This is a genomic window from Pseudomonas sp. 210_17 TE3656 (assembly GCF_054821965.1).
The window spans coordinates 5,316,431-5,332,085 of sequence record NZ_JBTRBC010000001.1; the positions used below are offsets into that span (position 1 = coordinate 5,316,431).

The 15,655-nt window shown below is 63.6% G+C and carries 12 protein-coding genes; 11 read left to right on the plus strand and 1 reads right to left on the minus strand.

From position 1 onward, the window contains the following. Positions 1–15: 15 nt before the first annotated feature. From ACVI9W_RS24455 to ACVI9W_RS24470, 4 genes are read left to right on the plus strand one after another with little or no spacing between them, the layout of a single operon-like run. Positions 16–2,115: an acetate--CoA ligase family protein gene (locus tag ACVI9W_RS24455; RefSeq protein ID WP_461531555.1), complete on the plus strand. Its 2,100-nt coding sequence runs from the start codon at positions 16–18 to the stop codon at positions 2,113–2,115. Between the two features lie 10 nt (positions 2,116–2,125). Further along, positions 2,126–3,733 (plus strand): 5-guanidino-2-oxopentanoate decarboxylase, encoded by a 1,608-nt coding sequence (locus ACVI9W_RS24460; RefSeq protein WP_461531556.1) that lies wholly within the window; start codon positions 2,126–2,128, stop codon positions 3,731–3,733. 27 nt (positions 3,734–3,760) lie between these two features. Further along, a complete protein-coding gene (locus ACVI9W_RS24465) occupies positions 3,761–4,951 on the plus strand; it encodes a pyridoxal phosphate-dependent aminotransferase (RefSeq protein ID WP_461531557.1) in 1,191 nt (396 codons plus the stop codon). Continuing rightward, positions 4,944–6,359 (plus strand): aldehyde dehydrogenase family protein, encoded by a 1,416-nt coding sequence (locus tag ACVI9W_RS24470; RefSeq protein ID WP_461531558.1) that lies wholly within the window; start codon positions 4,944–4,946, stop codon positions 6,357–6,359. The genes ACVI9W_RS24465 and ACVI9W_RS24470 overlap by 8 nt, the downstream gene beginning before the upstream one ends. A 21-nt stretch (positions 6,360–6,380) precedes the next feature. Here ACVI9W_RS24470 and ACVI9W_RS24475 read toward each other — a convergent pair whose 3' ends face one another. Then, a complete protein-coding gene (locus tag ACVI9W_RS24475) occupies positions 6,381–6,821 on the minus strand; it encodes an Rrf2 family transcriptional regulator (RefSeq protein WP_133213102.1) in 441 nt (146 codons plus the stop codon). A gap of 262 nt (positions 6,822–7,083) precedes the next feature. On the opposite strand from ACVI9W_RS24475, the gene ACVI9W_RS24480 reads away from it, so the two are divergent. The 7 genes from ACVI9W_RS24480 (at position 7,084) to ACVI9W_RS24510 (ending at position 15,629) form a co-directional block, all read left to right on the plus strand. Beyond that, positions 7,084–8,685, plus strand: a complete 1,602-nt coding sequence (locus tag ACVI9W_RS24480; protein ID WP_461531559.1) for an ABC transporter substrate-binding protein — start codon at positions 7,084–7,086, stop codon at positions 8,683–8,685. Positions 8,686–8,737: 52 nt separating this feature from the next. After that, a complete protein-coding gene (locus tag ACVI9W_RS24485; protein WP_157192460.1) occupies positions 8,738–9,697 on the plus strand; it encodes an ABC transporter permease in 960 nt (319 codons plus the stop codon). Between the two features lie 3 nt (positions 9,698–9,700). After that, positions 9,701–10,528 (plus strand): ABC transporter permease, encoded by an 828-nt coding sequence (locus ACVI9W_RS24490; protein ID WP_461531560.1) that lies wholly within the window; start codon positions 9,701–9,703, stop codon positions 10,526–10,528. 2 nt (positions 10,529–10,530) lie between these two features. Continuing rightward, positions 10,531–12,177, plus strand: a complete 1,647-nt coding sequence (locus ACVI9W_RS24495; protein WP_461531561.1) for an ABC transporter ATP-binding protein — start codon at positions 10,531–10,533, stop codon at positions 12,175–12,177. 11 nt (positions 12,178–12,188) lie between these two features. After that, positions 12,189–12,890 (plus strand): NAD(P)H-dependent oxidoreductase, encoded by a 702-nt coding sequence (locus ACVI9W_RS24500; RefSeq protein WP_461531562.1) that lies wholly within the window; start codon positions 12,189–12,191, stop codon positions 12,888–12,890. 183 nt (positions 12,891–13,073) lie between these two features. Beyond that, positions 13,074–14,177 (plus strand): polyamine ABC transporter substrate-binding protein, encoded by a 1,104-nt coding sequence (locus tag ACVI9W_RS24505; protein ID WP_461531563.1) that lies wholly within the window; start codon positions 13,074–13,076, stop codon positions 14,175–14,177. 33 nt (positions 14,178–14,210) lie between these two features. After that, entirely contained in the window at positions 14,211–15,629 is a 1,419-nt protein-coding gene (locus ACVI9W_RS24510) for an aminotransferase (protein WP_422422110.1), read from the plus strand. The last annotated feature ends 26 nt before the right edge of the window (positions 15,630–15,655 follow it).

Below are 15,655 nucleotides of genomic sequence, written 5' to 3' on the forward strand. Positions count from 1 at the left end.
GGTTGGAGAATGCATATGTCGCAGTCGATTCGTGACAACCTCAAACGCCTGCTGGCGCCGCGTCACCTGGCCTTTGTCGGTGGACGCAGCATGGCGCGCGCGTTCAAACGCTGTGCCGAAGGCGGTTATCAAGGCCAGATGTGGCTGGTTAACCCGCAGCACGACAGCATTGATGGCATTCCTTGCGTGCGCAGCGTGGCTGAACTGCCTTGTGGCCCGGACGCAGTGTTCATCGCCACCAACCGCGAGCTGACCCTGACCTGCGTCGCCGAGCTGGCCGCCATCGATGCCGGCGGGGCGATCTGCTATGCCTCGGGCTTTGCCGAAGCCGGCGCCGAAGGCCTGGCGTTGCAACAGCAACTGCTCAAGGCCGCCGGCAACATGGCCTTGCTCGGCCCCAACTGCTACGGGCTGCTCGACTACCTGCACAACAGCGCCCTGTGGCCGGTGGCGCACGGCGGCAAGGCAGTCGAGAAGGGCGTGGCGATCCTGACCCAGAGCGGCAACTTCGCCTACAACCTGTCGATGAGCGACCGCTCCTTGCCGGTGGCCTACATGGCCTCGGTCGGTAACCAGGCGCAGTTGGGTATCGCCGAGCTGATGGATGTGCTCCTGGATGAACCGCGGGTGACCGCCATCGGCCTGCACCTGGAAGGGCTGAAGAACGTTCCGGGCTTTGCCCGCGCCGCACACAAGGCGCTGGAGAAGGGCATTCCGATCATTGCCCTGAAAACCGGGGTGTCGCAGATCGGTGCCGAGCTGGCCCTGAGTCATACCAGCTCGCTGTCCGGTTCCGATGCGCTCTATGACAGCCTGTTCCAGCGCCTGGGGGTGATCCGCGTCAGCGGCCCGGTGAGTTTTGCCGAAACCCTCAAGGCTGCCGCCTGCGGCAACCTGCCCAAAGGCCGCAGCCTGATAGCCCTGGCCTGTTCCGGAGGCGACGCCGGGCTGATCGCCGACTACGCCGAACGTAACGACTTGAGCCTACCCAAGCTCGACATCAGCCAGGTCGACGAATTGGCCCAGGTGCTGCCCGCGTACGCCAACCTGGTCAACCCGCTGGATTTCACCACGGCCATCTGGGGTGACGGCGCGGCCCTTGAACGCATGCTCGACAGCGCCCTGCGCAGCGATGCCGACGCGGCCATGCTGGTGCTCGACTATCCGGCCGAATTCACCGGCGAGCGCAAGGAATGCGACCTGCTGCTGGAGCTGTACAGCGCTGCGCTCAAGCGCCACGGCAAGATCGGTTTTGTCACCTCGGCGTTCCCCGAGTTACTCCCGGCCAGTGCTCGCGAGCGTCTGCATGGCCATGGCATTGCGGCGCTGCAGGGGGTTGAGGACGGGCTGGCGGCCTGGGGGCGGATCGCGGCCTACCAGAGCAACCGTCAGGCCTTGCTGGATCTCGGCGAATCGGCGCTGGTGCCGCTGTGCCCGCAGGCGCTTGCAGGCGACAGCGAACTGCTCAATGAGTGGGACTCCAAGCAGGCATTGAAGGACTTCGGCTTGCCGGTTCCCGCTGGCGTACTGAGTACAGCCGATCAGGCGGTCAAGGCTGCAGAAGCCGTGGGTTTTCCATTGGTACTCAAGGCCGTGAGCGCGCAGTTGCCGCACAAGACCGAAGCCGGAGCGGTGGCGCTCAACCTGCGTGATGCGCAAGCGCTGGACAGCGCCGTGCAACAGATGCGCGCACGGATTGGTGCCTATGCGCCGCATGTACCGTTTGACCAGGTGCTGCTCGAACCCATGGCCAGCGCGCCGCTTGCCGAGCTGATCGTCGGCATCAAGCGTGAAAACGACTTCGGCCTGGCCCTTGTGATCGGGGCGGGCGGCATCCTCGTCGAGCTGCTCAAGGACAGCAAGACCTTGCTGTTGCCGACCACCGACGGCGCCATTCGCGCGGCCGTGCTCGGCTTGCGCAGCGCCAGTCTGCTGCAGGGCTTCCGTGGCCGCGAGCACGCCGACCTCGATGCACTGGTCGCGGCAATTCGCGCCGTGGCCGACTACGCCTGCGAAAACGCCGGGCAACTACTGGAACTGGATGTGAACCCATTAATGGTCGGTGCCCAGGGCACCACCGCGGTCGATGCGTTGATTCGCCTCGGCCAGGCGTAAGGAGCACAGCATGCACAACACTCCCTTGACCGGCGGCCAGGCGCTGGTCCGCCTGTTGGCCAACTACGGCGTCGACACGGTGTTCGGTATTCCCGGGGTGCATACCCTGGAGCTGTACCGCGGCTTGCCCGGCAGCGGCATCCGCCACGTCCTCACCCGTCATGAGCAGGGTGCGGGCTTTATGGCCGACGGCTATGCCCGGGTCAGCGGCAAGCCCGGCGTGTGCTTTGTCATCACCGGTCCGGGTGTCACCAACGCCGCTACCGCTATTGGCCAGGCGTACGCCGACTCGATCCCGATGCTGGTGATTTCCAGCGTCAACCACACGGCGAGCCTGGGCAAAGGCTGGGGCTGCCTGCACGAGACCCAGGACCAGCGCGCCATGACCGCACCGATCACGGCGTTTTCTGCCGTGGCCTTGAGCGCTGAGGATTTGCCGGAACTGATTGCCCGCGCCTATGCGGTGTTCGACAGTGAGCGGCCACGCCCGGTGCACATTTCCGTGCCACTGGATGTGCTGGCGGCGCCGGTCAAGCGTGACTGGAGCAATGAAGTGGTCCGCCGCCCAAGCCGTGGCTTGCCGGCGAGTAGCCTGCTGGAAGAGGCAGCGGCCAAGCTGGCAGCGGCGAAACGACCGATGATCATCGCCGGTGGCGGCGCGTTGCAGGCTGCCGATGCGCTGCAACAGTTGAGTACCCGCTTGGCGGCGCCGCTGTTTACCAGCGTTGCAGGTAAAGGCCTGCTGGCCCCGGCAGCACCGCTCAATGCCGGAGCAAGCCTTTGCGTCGAGCCCGGTTGGAAACTGATCGCCGAAGCCGATGTGATCCTCGCCGTGGGCACCGAGATGGCCGACACCGACTTCTGGCGTGAACGCCTGGAGCTCAATGGCGAGCTGCTGCGGGTGGATATCGACCCCCGCAAGTTCAACGATTTCTACCCGTGCGCGCTGGCTTTGCAGGGTGATGCACGGTTAACCGTAGGCGCCTTGCTGGAGCACTTGCCGGACATCAAGCGCAACCCCGAGGCGGCCATCGCTTCGGTCGCAGCCTTGCGTCAGGCGCTCAAGGCCGGGCATGGCCCGCTGCAGACGATCCACCAGGCGATTCTTGACCGGATTGCGGCCGAGCTGCCGGACAACGCTTTTATCAGCACCGACATGACTCAATTGGCCTACACCGGCAACTATGCCTTTGCCAGCCGCGCGCCGCGCAGTTGGTTGCATCCTACCGGCTACGGCACCCTGGGCTACGGCGTGCCTGCGGGCATCGGCGGCATGTTCGCCACCGAGGATCGTCCGGGGTTGGTGCTGGTCGGTGACGGCGGCTTCCTTTACACCGCTCAGGAACTGGCCACGGCCGTCGAAGAGCTGGACCGCCCGCTGGTTGTGCTGTTGTGGAACAACGACGCGCTGGGGCAGATCCGCGACGACATGCTCAACCTGGATATCGAGCCCATCGGCGTGCTGCCGCGCAACCCCGATTTTTCCGGGCTCGGCCGGGCGTTCGGCTGCACCGTGGCGCAGCCAGGCAGCCTCGATGAACTGCAACAGGAACTGCGCGCCGGCTTCGCCCGCAACAGCGTGACCCTGATCGAGCTCAAGCACGCCTGCGCTCGCTGACGTCCAACCCTATTCAGGAAGATTGCCATGCGCTTTTCCGATCTGACCCAACGCATTGCCGGTGACGGCGCTGCCGCCTGGGATATTCACTACCGCGCCCTCGAACTGCAGGCGCAAGGCCAGGACATCCTCTTGCTGTCGGTCGGCGATCCGGATTTCGACACCCCGGCGCCCATCGTCCAGGCCGCTATCGAAAGCCTGCAGAACGGCCATACCCACTATTCGGACGTACGCGGCAAACTGGCCCTGCGCCAGGCCATTGCCCGGCGTCACCAGCAGCGCAGCGGCCAGACGGTCAGCGCCGATCAGGTGACGGTGCTGGCCGGTGCCCAGTGCGCGCTGTTCTGCGTTGCCCAATGCGTACTCAACCCTGGTGATGAGGTGATTGTCGCCGAGCCGATGTATGTCACCTACGAAGCCGTGTTCGGCGCCTGTGGCGCGACGGTGGTGCCGGTGCCGGTGCGTTCCGAGAACGGTTTTCGTGTGTGCCCCGAAGATGTTGCCGCACGTATCACCCCGCGCACCCGCGCGCTGGCCTTGAACAGCCCGCACAACCCCTCGGGTGCAAGCCTGCCGCGTTCGACCTGGGAGGCCTTGGCCGAACTGTGCATCGGTCATGACCTGTGGCTGATTTCCGATGAGGTCTACAGCGAACTGTTATACGAAGGCGAGCACATCAGCCCCGGCAGCCTGCCGGGCATGGCCGAGCGCACGGCGACCTTGAACAGCCTGTCCAAGTCCCATGCCATGACGGGTTGGCGGGTGGGCTGGGTGGTCGGCTCGACAGCCCTGGCCACGCATCTGGAAAACCTGGCGCTGTGCATGCTCTACGGCTCGCCGGACTTCATTCAGGACGCCGCCGTAGTGGCGCTGGAGCAACAGTTGCCAGAGCTGGTGGCGATGCGCGACGCCTACCGCCAGCGCCGTGACCTGGTCTGCCAGTGCCTGGCCGATTGCCCGGGGCTCAAGGCGCTCAAGCCGGATGGCGGCATGTTCGTTATGGTCGATATCCGCGAAACCGGCCTCAGTGCTCAGGACTTTTCGAACCGTTTGCTGGACCGTCATGGTGTATCGGTGCTGGCCGGTGAAGCCTTCGGCCCGAGTGCGGCGGGGCATATCCGTCTGGGTCTGGTACTGAGTGACGAGCCGCTGCGCGATGCCTGCCAGCGCATTGCCCGCTGCGCGGCTGAACTGATGGAGGCCAAGGTCCATGCGTGAATACTCCCGGCTGTTTATCGATGGCACCTGGCAGGTGCCATCCGGGCAGGGCATGGCCGAGGTGATCGACCCGGCCAGCGAGACGGTCACCGGTCGCGTACCACTGGGTAACGAAGAGGACGTCAACTGCGCCGTAGCGGCAGCGCGCCGGGCATTTGCCGACTGGTCGTGCACACCGTCGAGCGTACGCGCAGGTTACATCCGCGCCTTGGTCGAGCAACTGACGGCACGTGCCGAGGAAATGGCCAGCGTCATCACCGCCGAGCTGGGCATGCCGGTGCAGTGGTGCCGTAGTGTTCAGGTGGACGGGCCGATCGCCGGGCTTGAGCAGTACGTTGAACTGACCGGCCTGATGGATGAAGTGCGCGAGGTCGGTAATTCTCTGGTGTACCGCGAAGCTGTTGGTGTCTGTGCGTTCATCAACCCATGGAATTACCCGCTGCACCAGTTGATCGGCAAACTCGCCCCAGCCTTGGCAGCAGGCTGCACCGTGGTGGTCAAGCCAAGCCAGGAAACACCGTTGCATGCTTTCTTGCTGGCCGAGATGATAGAAGCCATCGGTTTGCCGGCTGGGGTATTCAACCTGGTCAGCGGGCCCGGCTCGAAAGTCGGTGAGGCGCTGGCCCGGCATCCGCAGGTCGACATGGTCTCGTTCACCGGGTCCACCGGTGCCGGTGTGCGTGTCGCGCAAACCGCCGCGCCGACGGTGAAACGTGTGTGTCTGGAACTGGGCGGCAAGTCGCCGTTGCTGATTACTGCCGACGCCGACCTTGACGCCGCCGTGCGCTATGGCGTGCAGGACGTGATGATCAACTCCGGGCAGACCTGCACCGCCTTGACCCGCATGCTGCTGCCTGCCAGCCGCTATGCCGAGGCCGTGGAGATCGCTCTGGATGAAACCCGCAAACTGGTCATGGGCGATCCGCAAGATCCGCAGAGCTTCCTCGGACCGATGTGTTCGGCGGCGCAGCGGCGCACGGTGCAGGATTACATCCGCATTGGCCAGGAGGAGGGCGCGCGATTGCTCTGTGGCGGTGACAGTACAGCGGGCTTTGAACGGGGCTTCTATGTGCAGCCAACCCTGTTTGCCGACGTCGATAACCGCATGCGTATTGCCCAGGAGGAGATTTTCGGCCCGGTGCTGTGCCTGATTCCTTATGCCGATGAGACCCAGGCGATTGCCCTGGCTAACGACTCACCCTTTGGTTTGTCCAGCGCCGTCTGGGCGGCTGATCGCGAGCGCGCCTTGCAGCTGGGCCGGCAACTGCGTGCCGGGCAGTGCTTTATCAATGGCGCAGCCTTCAACTACCAGGCGCCGTTTGGCGGCTACAAGCAGTCGGGCAACGGTCGGGAGTGGGGCGAGGAGGGGCTGGCCGAGTTCGTCGAGATCAAGGCCGTGCAGATCTGATCTGAGGTACTCCGGGCAGGCTCAGGCCTGCTCGGCTTTTTCCAGCGGCTTGTCGAAGGCAACAAACAACTGGTCAGCGGTGATCGCACCGAGGTCCAGACGCATGTTGGCCTCCAGCATGGCGAACAGCCGGGTGAACACCTCGAACACCTTGCAGTGGTCTTCCAGACCGGAGAAGGGGTTGTCGATCTTCTCGGCGATCAACGAGCTTTCCTGCACCGCGTCATACACCTCGCGCAAGGTGATTTCGCTGGCCGGGCGGGCCAGGGTCAAGCCGCCGTGGGCACCGCGCCAGGATTTGAGGATGTTGGCCTTGACCATCAGCGAGACCAGGCTGCGCACGCGCGTAGGGTGGGTCTTGACCCATTTGGCGATGGTCTCGGTACGCAGCTTCTGCGGGGCGTTGGCGGCCACGAACGACAGTATGTACGAGGCGGTGATCAGGCGGGTGGACTGGCTCATGGTCTGCAGAATCCTTTGAAAAACACTGTTGTAGGAGCGGATTTATCCGCGATGGACTGCGTAGCAGGCCCGGCTGCCGGGGCCGCTCCGCGCCCCATCGCGGATAAATCCGCTCCTACAAAAAGTTAGCCTATCGGGGCTTGGCAGCGGTGTGTGATTGAGTCTAATGTAATTGTCACGATGACAAATACAAATATTTGCAGCATCGATGCGTGCGAAGTCGGCTGAATCCTTTTCTCTGCGCTTCAACAGGGGCAATGCCATGAGCGATAACAACAACAAAATTACTCAAGCGATGCACGACGGCGGCTTGCCGCGTCGCGATTTTCTCAAGTACAGCGCCACTGCAGCCGCGGTGGCCGGCGCCTTCAGCCTTGGCCTGCCGATGCGCGGCTGGGCCGAGGAGGCCACGCCCAAAGCCGGTGGCGTGCTGCGTATGGGCCTGGCCGGTGGCAGTACCACCGACTCGCGCGATCCGGGCACCTGGGCCGATACCTTCACCTTTGTCGGCTTCTCGGCGGTGTACAACACCCTCAGCGAGATCGCCGTGGATGGCAGCGCCATTCCGGAGCTGGCCGAGCGCTGGGAGCTGAGCCCCGATGCACGGATCTGGACCTTCACCCTGCGCAAGGGCGTGACTTTCCACAACGGCAAGACCCTGGACGCCAACGATGTCGTCGCTTCGATCCAGCATCACCTCGGCGACAAGTCCACCTCGGCAGCCAAGACCGTGCTCGGTGACGTCGCCCAGGTGCGCGCCGAGGGCAACGATACCGTGGTATTCGAGCTGCATTCGGGCAACGTCGACTTTGCCTATGTGGTCGCCGACTATCACCTGGCGATCATGCCGGCCAAGGACGGTGCCGCCGACTGGCAGTCTGGCGTGGGCACCGGCGGCTACCGCCTCAAGGGCTTCGAGCCCGGCGTGCGCATGGACCTGGAGCGCAGCCCGGATTACTGGAAAGCGGGCAGGGCGCATTTCGCCAGTGCCGAGCTGCTGGCCATCGCCGATGGCGCGGCGCGGGTCAATGCGCTGGTCACCGGTCAAGTCGATGTGATCAACAAGGTCGACCTGAAAACCGTGGCTTTGCTCAAGCGCAATCCGAACCTGGCCATCGAGGAAACCAAAGGCGCCCAGCACTACACCTTCCCGATGCTGACCGACAGCACGCAGTTCCAGGACAACAACATCCGCCTGGCCCTCAAGCACGCGATCAACCGCGAGACCTTGCTCGCCTCGGTGCTCTACGGCTACGGGCAGATCGGCAACGATCACCCGATCCAGCCCGGCAGCCGCTTTATAAACAGCGCGCTGGAGCAGCGCGCGTATGACCCGGACAAGGCGCGCTTCTACCTGCGTCAGGCGGGTGTCGACTCGCTCAAGGTGCGCCTGCAAGCCTCCGATGCCGCGTACACCGGCGCCGTGGACGCTTCGGTGTTGTTCAAGGAGCAGGCGCGCCAAGCCGGTATCGACATCGACGTGGTGCGCGAGCCGGCCGATGGCTTCTTCAGCAACGTGTGGATGAAGCAACCTTTCACCACCTCGTTCTTCTACAGCAGCCTGACCGCCGACCGCATGTTCAGCATCGGTTACGCCAAGGGCGCGGCCTGGAACGAAACGCACTGGGACAACCCACGTTTCAACCAGCTGCTCAATGCCGCCCGTGGCGAGATGAACGCGCCGCTGCGCCAGGAGATGTACAACGAAATGCAGGCCCTGTGCCGCGACGAAGGCGGGGCGATCGTGCCGCTGTTCGCCAGCTCCGTGGCTGCCCGCTCCAGGCGCGTCACCCATGGCGGGGTGACTGCTCCTTACGGTGAGCTGGACGGTCTGCGCCTGATCGAGCGCTGGTGGCAGGCCTGAGGGCTGAACCCGCAGTGCCACCTTTCGTTGTGTCTGTTCGAGGAACTGTCCGGTGAATAGTCTTTACAAACTGCTTGTGCAGCGCCTGGCCCTGGGCCTGTTGTCGCTGTTTGCGGTGGCGGTGATCATCTTCCTGGCCGTGGGCATGCTGCCGGGCGACGTTGCCGAGGCCATGCTCGGCCAGGCCGCCACCCCGGAAACCGTAGCGGCGCTGCGCATCCAGCTGGGCCTGGATGTACCGGCACTGACCCGCTTCGGCCAGTGGGCCTGGCAACTGCTGCACGGTGATCTCGGCTTGTCGCTGGCTAACCAGCGACCGATTGCCGAACTGATCGGCAGCCGTCTGGCCAACACTTTCAGCCTGGCGGCGCTGGCGGCGTTGGTCTCGGTGCCGGTGGCGCTGTTGCTGGGCATGCTCGCGGCGCTGTACCGCAACAGCTGGTTCGACCGCCTGCTCAATACCAGTGCCCTGAGCGCGGTGTCGTTCCCCGAGTTCTTCGTCGCCTACATCCTGATCCTGGTGTTCGCGGTGAAGCTCAACTGGTTGCCGAGCATCTCCAACCTGGCCCCGGGAGCGAGTTTCGCCGAAGTGCTGGAACGTTCGCTGTTGCCGGTGCTGACCCTGAGCCTGGTGGTGATCGCGCAGATGATGCGCATGACCCGCGCGGCGCTGATCAACCTGCTGGCCAGTCCCTATATCGAGATGGCCCGGCTCAAGGGCATCAGCCCGGCGCGGATCATCTTCCGCCACGCCTTGCCCAATGCCCTGGCGCCGATCATCAACGTCGTCGCGCTGAACCTGGCTTACCTGGTGGTGGGCGTGGTGGTGGTCGAGGTGGTGTTCGTGTATCCCGGCCTCGGCCAGTTGCTGGTCGATTCGGTGGCCAAGCGTGACATCCCGGTGGTGCAGGCCTGCAGCCTGATCTTCGCCGCGACCTACATCCTGCTCAATACCACGGCCGATGTGCTGTCGATTGCCAGCAATCCACGCCTGATGCATCCGAAGGGGTAAGCCATGAGCCTGATCAAACAACTGCTGCGCGCGCCGTTGAGCGCCAAGTTCGGCCTGCTGGTGATCGCCCTGTATGTGCTGGTGGCGCTGTTCGCCCCGTTATTGGCGCCCTATGGCGAGACCCAGGTGGTCGGCGAGGGCTTCGCGCCGTGGGGTGGCGAGTTCCTGCTGGGCACCGATAACCTCGGGCGCGACATGTTCAGCCGCCTGGTCTACGGCGCTCGCAACACCCTGGGCATTGCCTTTCTGACCACCGTACTGGCCTTTGCCCTGGGCGGCTTCTGCGGGCTGGTGGCGGCGATCAAGGGCGGCTGGATCGATCAGGGCCTGTCGCGGGTGGTGGACATTCTCATGGCCATCCCGCAGCTGATCTTCGCCTTGCTGATCCTCAGTGTGGTTGGCACCACGGCCACTTCGCTGGTGCTGGTGATTGCGCTGCTCGATGCCACGCGGGTGTTTCGCCTGTCACGGGCGGTGGCCATGACCGTGGTGGTTCAGGACTTTGTCGAAGCGGCGCGGTTGCGCGGGGAAGGGCTGTGGTGGCTGGTCAGCCGCGAAGTGCTGCCCAACGCCGCAGCGCCCTTGATCGCCGAGTTCGGCCTGCGCTTCTGCTTTGTCTTCTTGTTCATCAGCGCGCTGTCGTTCCTCGGCCTGGGTATCCAGCCGCCAACCGCCGACTGGGGCAGCATGGTGCGCGACAACGCGGTACTGATCACCTTCGGTGATATCAGCCCGCTGTTGCCGGCGCTGGCAGTGGCGTTGATCACGGTCAGTGTCAATTTCGTCGTGGATTGGGTGCTGCACGCATCCAGCGGCCTCAAGGAGTGCTGAGCATGACCCAAGTGAATAATCAAAAGCCGCTGCTGGAAATCCGCGATCTGCGTATCGAAGGGCACTATGAAGACGCCTGGCATCCGCTGATCAAAGGCATCGACCTGACTCTGCAACGCGGTGAGGTGTTGGGGCTGATCGGCGAGTCGGGGGCCGGCAAGTCGACGCTGGGCCTGGCCTCGATGGGCTATGTGCGCGATGGCTGCCGGATCATCGGCGGTTCGGTGCGGTTCGACGGCATGGAACTGGTCGGCGCCCGCGCCGAAACCTTGCGCAAGCTGCGTGGCCTGCGTATCGCCTATGTGGCGCAAAGTGCTGCAGCGTCGTTCAACCCGGCCCACCGCCTGATCGACCAGCATGTTGAAACCGCAGTGAAGAACGGCGGTATCGACCGCGCCCAGGCCGAAGCCGAAGCAGTGGAGCTGTACCGCGTGCTGCGCCTGCCCAACCCCGAACAGATCGGCCAGCGCTATCCGCACCAGGTCTCCGGCGGCCAGCTGCAACGGGTGATGACCGCCATGGCCATGGCGTGTCATCCGGACCTGATCATCTTCGACGAACCGACCACCGCGCTGGACGTCACCACCCAGATCGAAGTGCTGGCGGCGATTCGCGATGCGGTCAAGACCTACGGCAGCGCAGCGTTGTACATCAGCCACGACCTGGCGGTGGTGGCGCAGATGGCCGACCGCATCATGGTCCTGCGCCACGGCAAGCTGGTGGAGGAGGCCGACACCCGCAGCATGCTCGACGCGCCGCAGCAGGATTACACCAAGTCGCTGTGGGCGGTGCGCAGCTTTCGCACCGAACCCAAGCCTTGTCCGGCGCAGCAACGGCCATTGCTCGAAGTGCGCCAGGCCTGCGCCAGTTACGGCCAGCAGCCGGTGTTGCATGATGTCTCGCTCAAGCTCCACCGGGGTCAGACCCTGGCGGTGATCGGTGAGTCCGGCAGTGGCAAGAGCTCCACCGCGCGGCTGATCACCGGCCTGCTGCCACCGACGGCGGGGCAGGTGCTGTATGACGGTGAAGCCTTGCCGGCCGACTTCCGCCAGCGCAGCAAGGAGCAGCTGCGGCGGGTCCAGATGATCTACCAGATCCCCGACACCGCACTGAACCCGCGCCAGCGCATTGTCGACATCATCGGTCGGCCACTGACCTTCTACCTCGGGCTCAAGGGCCAGGCCATGCGCAAACGGGTGGCCGAACTGCTGGAGATGATCGAGCTGGACCCGGCGCAGTACATGGAGCGCCAGCCCCGCGAGCTGTCCGGCGGGCAGAAGCAGCGCATCTGCATTGCCCGGGCGCTGGCCGCCGATCCGCAGTTGATCATCTGCGACGAGGTGACTTCGGCGCTGGACCAGCTGGTGGCCGAAGGCGTGCTCAAACTGCTCAACCGCATCCAGCAACAGCTGGGTGTGGCTTACCTGTTCATTACCCACGACGTGGCCACGGTGCGCGCCATCGCCGACGAAGTACTGGTGATGCAGCGCGGGCGGGTGGTGGATCACGGCAGCCGCGATGCCATCTTCAGCCCGCCGTATCGCGACTACACCGGACTGTTGTTCTCCTCCGAGCCGGAGATGGACCCTGACTGGCTCAATCGCCTGCTGGCCAGCCGCGCCGCTCCTTCTACGCTGCAACCTGTTTAAGGAAAACCCTGATGAATGTATTGATCGTTCACGCTCATCCCGAGCCGCAATCCTTCACCGCCGCGCTGCGTGACACAGCCGTGGAAACCTTCCAGGCCCAGGGCCATCAGGTGCAGGTCAGTGACCTGTATGCGATGAACTGGAACCCGGTGGCCAGTGCCGATGACTTTGCCACGCGGGAGAATCCCGAGTACCTGGTCTATGCCCTGGAGCAGCGCCTGGGGGTCAAGAGCGGCTCGATTGCCGCGGATATCCAGGGAGAGCTGGACAAGCTGTTGTGGGCAGATCTTGTGGTGCTGAACTTCCCGGTCTTCTGGTTCTCGGCCCCGGCCATCCTCAAAGGCTGGATCGACCGGGTGTTGGTGTCCGGTGTCTGCTATGGCGGCAAGCGCTTCTACGACCAGGGCGGCCTGGTCGGCAAAAAAGCGTTGGTGACCGTGACCCTTGGCGGGCGCGAGCACATGTTCGGCGAAGGGGCGATCCACGGGCCGCTGGAGGATATGCTGCGGCCGATACTGCGTGGCACTCTGGCGTATGTCGGTTTTGACGTGCTTGAGCCGTTTGTGGCCTGGCATGTGCCGTATATCAGCGAGGAGGCGCGCAAAGACTTCCTGCACAGTTACCAGCAGCGTCTGCAGCACTTGTCGGATGACCAGCCGCTGGTGTTTCCGCGTTTGTCGCAGTTTGATGAGGCGTTGTATCCGTTGGCTTGATGTACAGGTGATAGTTTTTCGCGGGGCAAGCCCGCTCCCACCGAAGGGATGTGGATCCTGTGGGAGCGGGCTTGCCCCGCGATGTTTTTAGCCACCCACCCATTCGGGTTATGGTCGCCACCCGCGAATCACCTGATAGTAAGTCCATCGGCTCACCCTGAGCAGTCACACGACGGAGTTGCTATGCGCAAGGCACTGAAGGTGATGTGCAGTCTGTTGCTGGCGTCCACTGCCACGGCCACCCTGGCCGCTGAAGTGGACACCGGCAACACACTCAGGTTGTACAACTGGACGGACTACATCGGCGAAACCACCCTGGCCGATTTCGAGAAAGCCACGGGGATCAAGGTGATCTACGACACCTTCGATGGCTACGAAACCGTACAGACCAAACTGCTCACTGGCCGCTCCGGCTACGACCTGGTCATGCTCAACGCCTCCCTGGTGCCGCCACTGATCAAAGCTGGGGTGTTCCAGCCGCTGGACAAGCAACAGTTGCCGAGCTGGCACAACCTCGACGCCCAGGTGGTGCAGGCGCTGCAAGGCTATGACCCCGGCCTGAAATACTCGGCGCCTTATACCTGGGGCAGTAACGGCGTCACCTACAACGTCGAAAAGATCAAAGCGCGCATGCCCGATGCGCCGATCGGTTCGCTGGCCATGCTGTTCGACCCGAAGATCGTCTCGCGCTTTGCCGACTGCGGTGTAACCCTGATGGACGCACCCACCGAGGTGATCCCGCTGGCGCTCAAATACCTGGGCAAAGACCCACGCAGTGCGGCGCCGGCTGATCTCAAGGCGGTCGAAAAGCTGCTGCTGGATATCCGCCCCTATATCAAGAAATTCGACTCGGTGAACTACCTCACCAGCCTGCCCAACGGTGATGTGTGCATGGCCCTGACCTGGTCGGGTGACTACGCCATCGCCCAGGCCCGCGCCGAGGAAGCGAAAAAAGACATCAAATTGTCGTTCTTCATCCCCAAGGAAGGCTCGCTGATCTGGTTCGACAACCTTTACCTGCCCAAAGATGCCCCGCACAGCGCCAACGCCCATCGTTTCGTCGAGTTTCTGTTGCAGCCGCAGACCATGGCCGAGGTGACCAACTACATCCGCTACGCGAACAGCAACGCAGCGGCCACGACCTTGGTGCAGGCGGACATCCGCAACGATCCGGCGATCTACCCCGATGACGCTACCCGCGAACGCCTGTTTGCCCAGAAAACCCAGGACGCCCGCGATATGCGCGCCATCACCCGGGTCTGGAGCACGGTCAAGACCGGTTTCTGACTAACCTCAATTCCCATTGCCAAGGAACAGACCATGGCTACGTCAAACAACGCTGTCGCAACTGCTTTTGCCCATGATCCGCTGGTGGAGGCCGACAAGGCTCACTACATGCACGGCTATCACATGTTCGACGAGCACCGCGAGCAGGGTGCGCTGAACATTGTTGCCGGGGAGGGCGCCTATATCCGTGACACCGAGGGCAACCGCTTCCTCGATGCGGTAGGTGGCATGTGGTGTACCAACATCGGCCTGGGCCGCGAGGAAATGGCCCTGGCCATCGCCGACCAGGTGCGCAAGCTGGCTTATTCCAACCCGTTTTCCGACATGGCCAACACCGTTGCCATCGAACTGTGCGAAAAGCTCGCCCAGCTGGCACCGGGTGATCTTGACCATGTGTTCCTCACTACCGGTGGCTCGACCGCAGTCGATACCGCCTACCGCCTGATCCAGTACTACCAGAACTGCCGCGGCAAGCCGCACAAGAAACACATCATTGCGCGCTACAACGCCTATCACGGCTCGACCACCCTGACCATGTCGATCGGCAACAAGGCGGCCGACCGTGTGCCGGAGTTCGATTACGCCCACGATCTGATCCACCACGTTTCCAACCCCAACCCGTACCGGGCACCGGATGACATGGACGAGGCCGAGTTCCTCGACTTCCTGGTGGCTGAGTTCGAAGACAAGATTCTCTCGCTGGGCGCCGACAATGTCGCGGCGTTCTTTGCCGAGCCGATCATGGGGTCGGGCGGGGTGATCATCCCGCCCAAGGATTACTTCCTGCGCATGTGGCAGGTCTGCCAGACCTACGACATCCTCTTCGTCGCCGACGAGGTGGTGACGTCCTTCGGCCGCCTCGGCACTTTCTTCGCCAGCGAAGAACTGTTCGGCGTGCAGCCGGATATCATCACCACCGCCAAAGGCCTGACCTCGGCCTACCTGCCGCTGGGCGCATGCATCTTCTCCGATCGCATCTGGAAGGTGATTGCCGAGCCGGGCAAGGGCCGTTGTTTCACCCACGGCTTTACCTACAGTGGCCACCCGGTGTGCTGCACGGCGGCGCTGAAGAATATCGAGATCATCGAGCGGGAAAACCTGCTGGCCCACGTCAATGATGTCGGCGGCTACCTGGAGCAGCGCCTGCAAAGCCTGCGTGAGCTGCCGCTGGTGGGCGACGTGCGTTGCATGAAGCTGATGGCCTGCGTCGAGTTCGTCGCCGACAAGCGCAGCAAGGCGTTGTTCGCCGATGAGGTGAACATCGGCGAGCGCATCCACCGTCGCGCCCAGGACAAAGGTTTGCTGGTACGGCCGATCATGCACCTGAACGTGATGTCACCGCCGTTGATCATCACCCATGCGCAGGTGGACGAGATTGTCGAGGTGCTGCGTCAGTGCATTGTCGAGACCGCCACCGAGTTGCGCCGTGAAGGGCTGTACAGCGGCACATGAGTGGCCCACAGGTGCAGGCTCGTGCT

Excerpts from the sequence above, each read along its gene's own strand:
- ACVI9W_RS24490 (WP_461531560.1), top strand. The coding sequence starts at position 9,701 with ATGAGCCTGATCAAACAACTGCTGCGCGCGCCGTTGAGCGCCAAGTTC.
- ACVI9W_RS24500 (WP_461531562.1), top strand. The coding sequence starts at position 12,189 with ATGAATGTATTGATCGTTCACGCTCATCCCGAGCCGCAATCCTTCACC.
- ACVI9W_RS24475 (WP_133213102.1), bottom strand. The coding sequence starts at position 6,821 with ATGAGCCAGTCCACCCGCCTGATCACCGCCTCGTACATACTGTCGTTC.
- ACVI9W_RS24470 (WP_461531558.1), top strand. The coding sequence starts at position 4,944 with ATGCGTGAATACTCCCGGCTGTTTATCGATGGCACCTGGCAGGTGCCA.
- ACVI9W_RS24510 (WP_422422110.1), top strand. The coding sequence starts at position 14,211 with ATGGCTACGTCAAACAACGCTGTCGCAACTGCTTTTGCCCATGATCCG.
- ACVI9W_RS24455 (WP_461531555.1), top strand. The coding sequence starts at position 16 with ATGTCGCAGTCGATTCGTGACAACCTCAAACGCCTGCTGGCGCCGCGT.
- ACVI9W_RS24460 (WP_461531556.1), top strand. The coding sequence starts at position 2,126 with ATGCACAACACTCCCTTGACCGGCGGCCAGGCGCTGGTCCGCCTGTTG.
- ACVI9W_RS24480 (WP_461531559.1), top strand. The coding sequence starts at position 7,084 with ATGAGCGATAACAACAACAAAATTACTCAAGCGATGCACGACGGCGGC.
- ACVI9W_RS24465 (WP_461531557.1), top strand. The coding sequence starts at position 3,761 with ATGCGCTTTTCCGATCTGACCCAACGCATTGCCGGTGACGGCGCTGCC.
- ACVI9W_RS24495 (WP_461531561.1), top strand. The coding sequence starts at position 10,531 with ATGACCCAAGTGAATAATCAAAAGCCGCTGCTGGAAATCCGCGATCTG.
- ACVI9W_RS24505 (WP_461531563.1), top strand. The coding sequence starts at position 13,074 with ATGCGCAAGGCACTGAAGGTGATGTGCAGTCTGTTGCTGGCGTCCACT.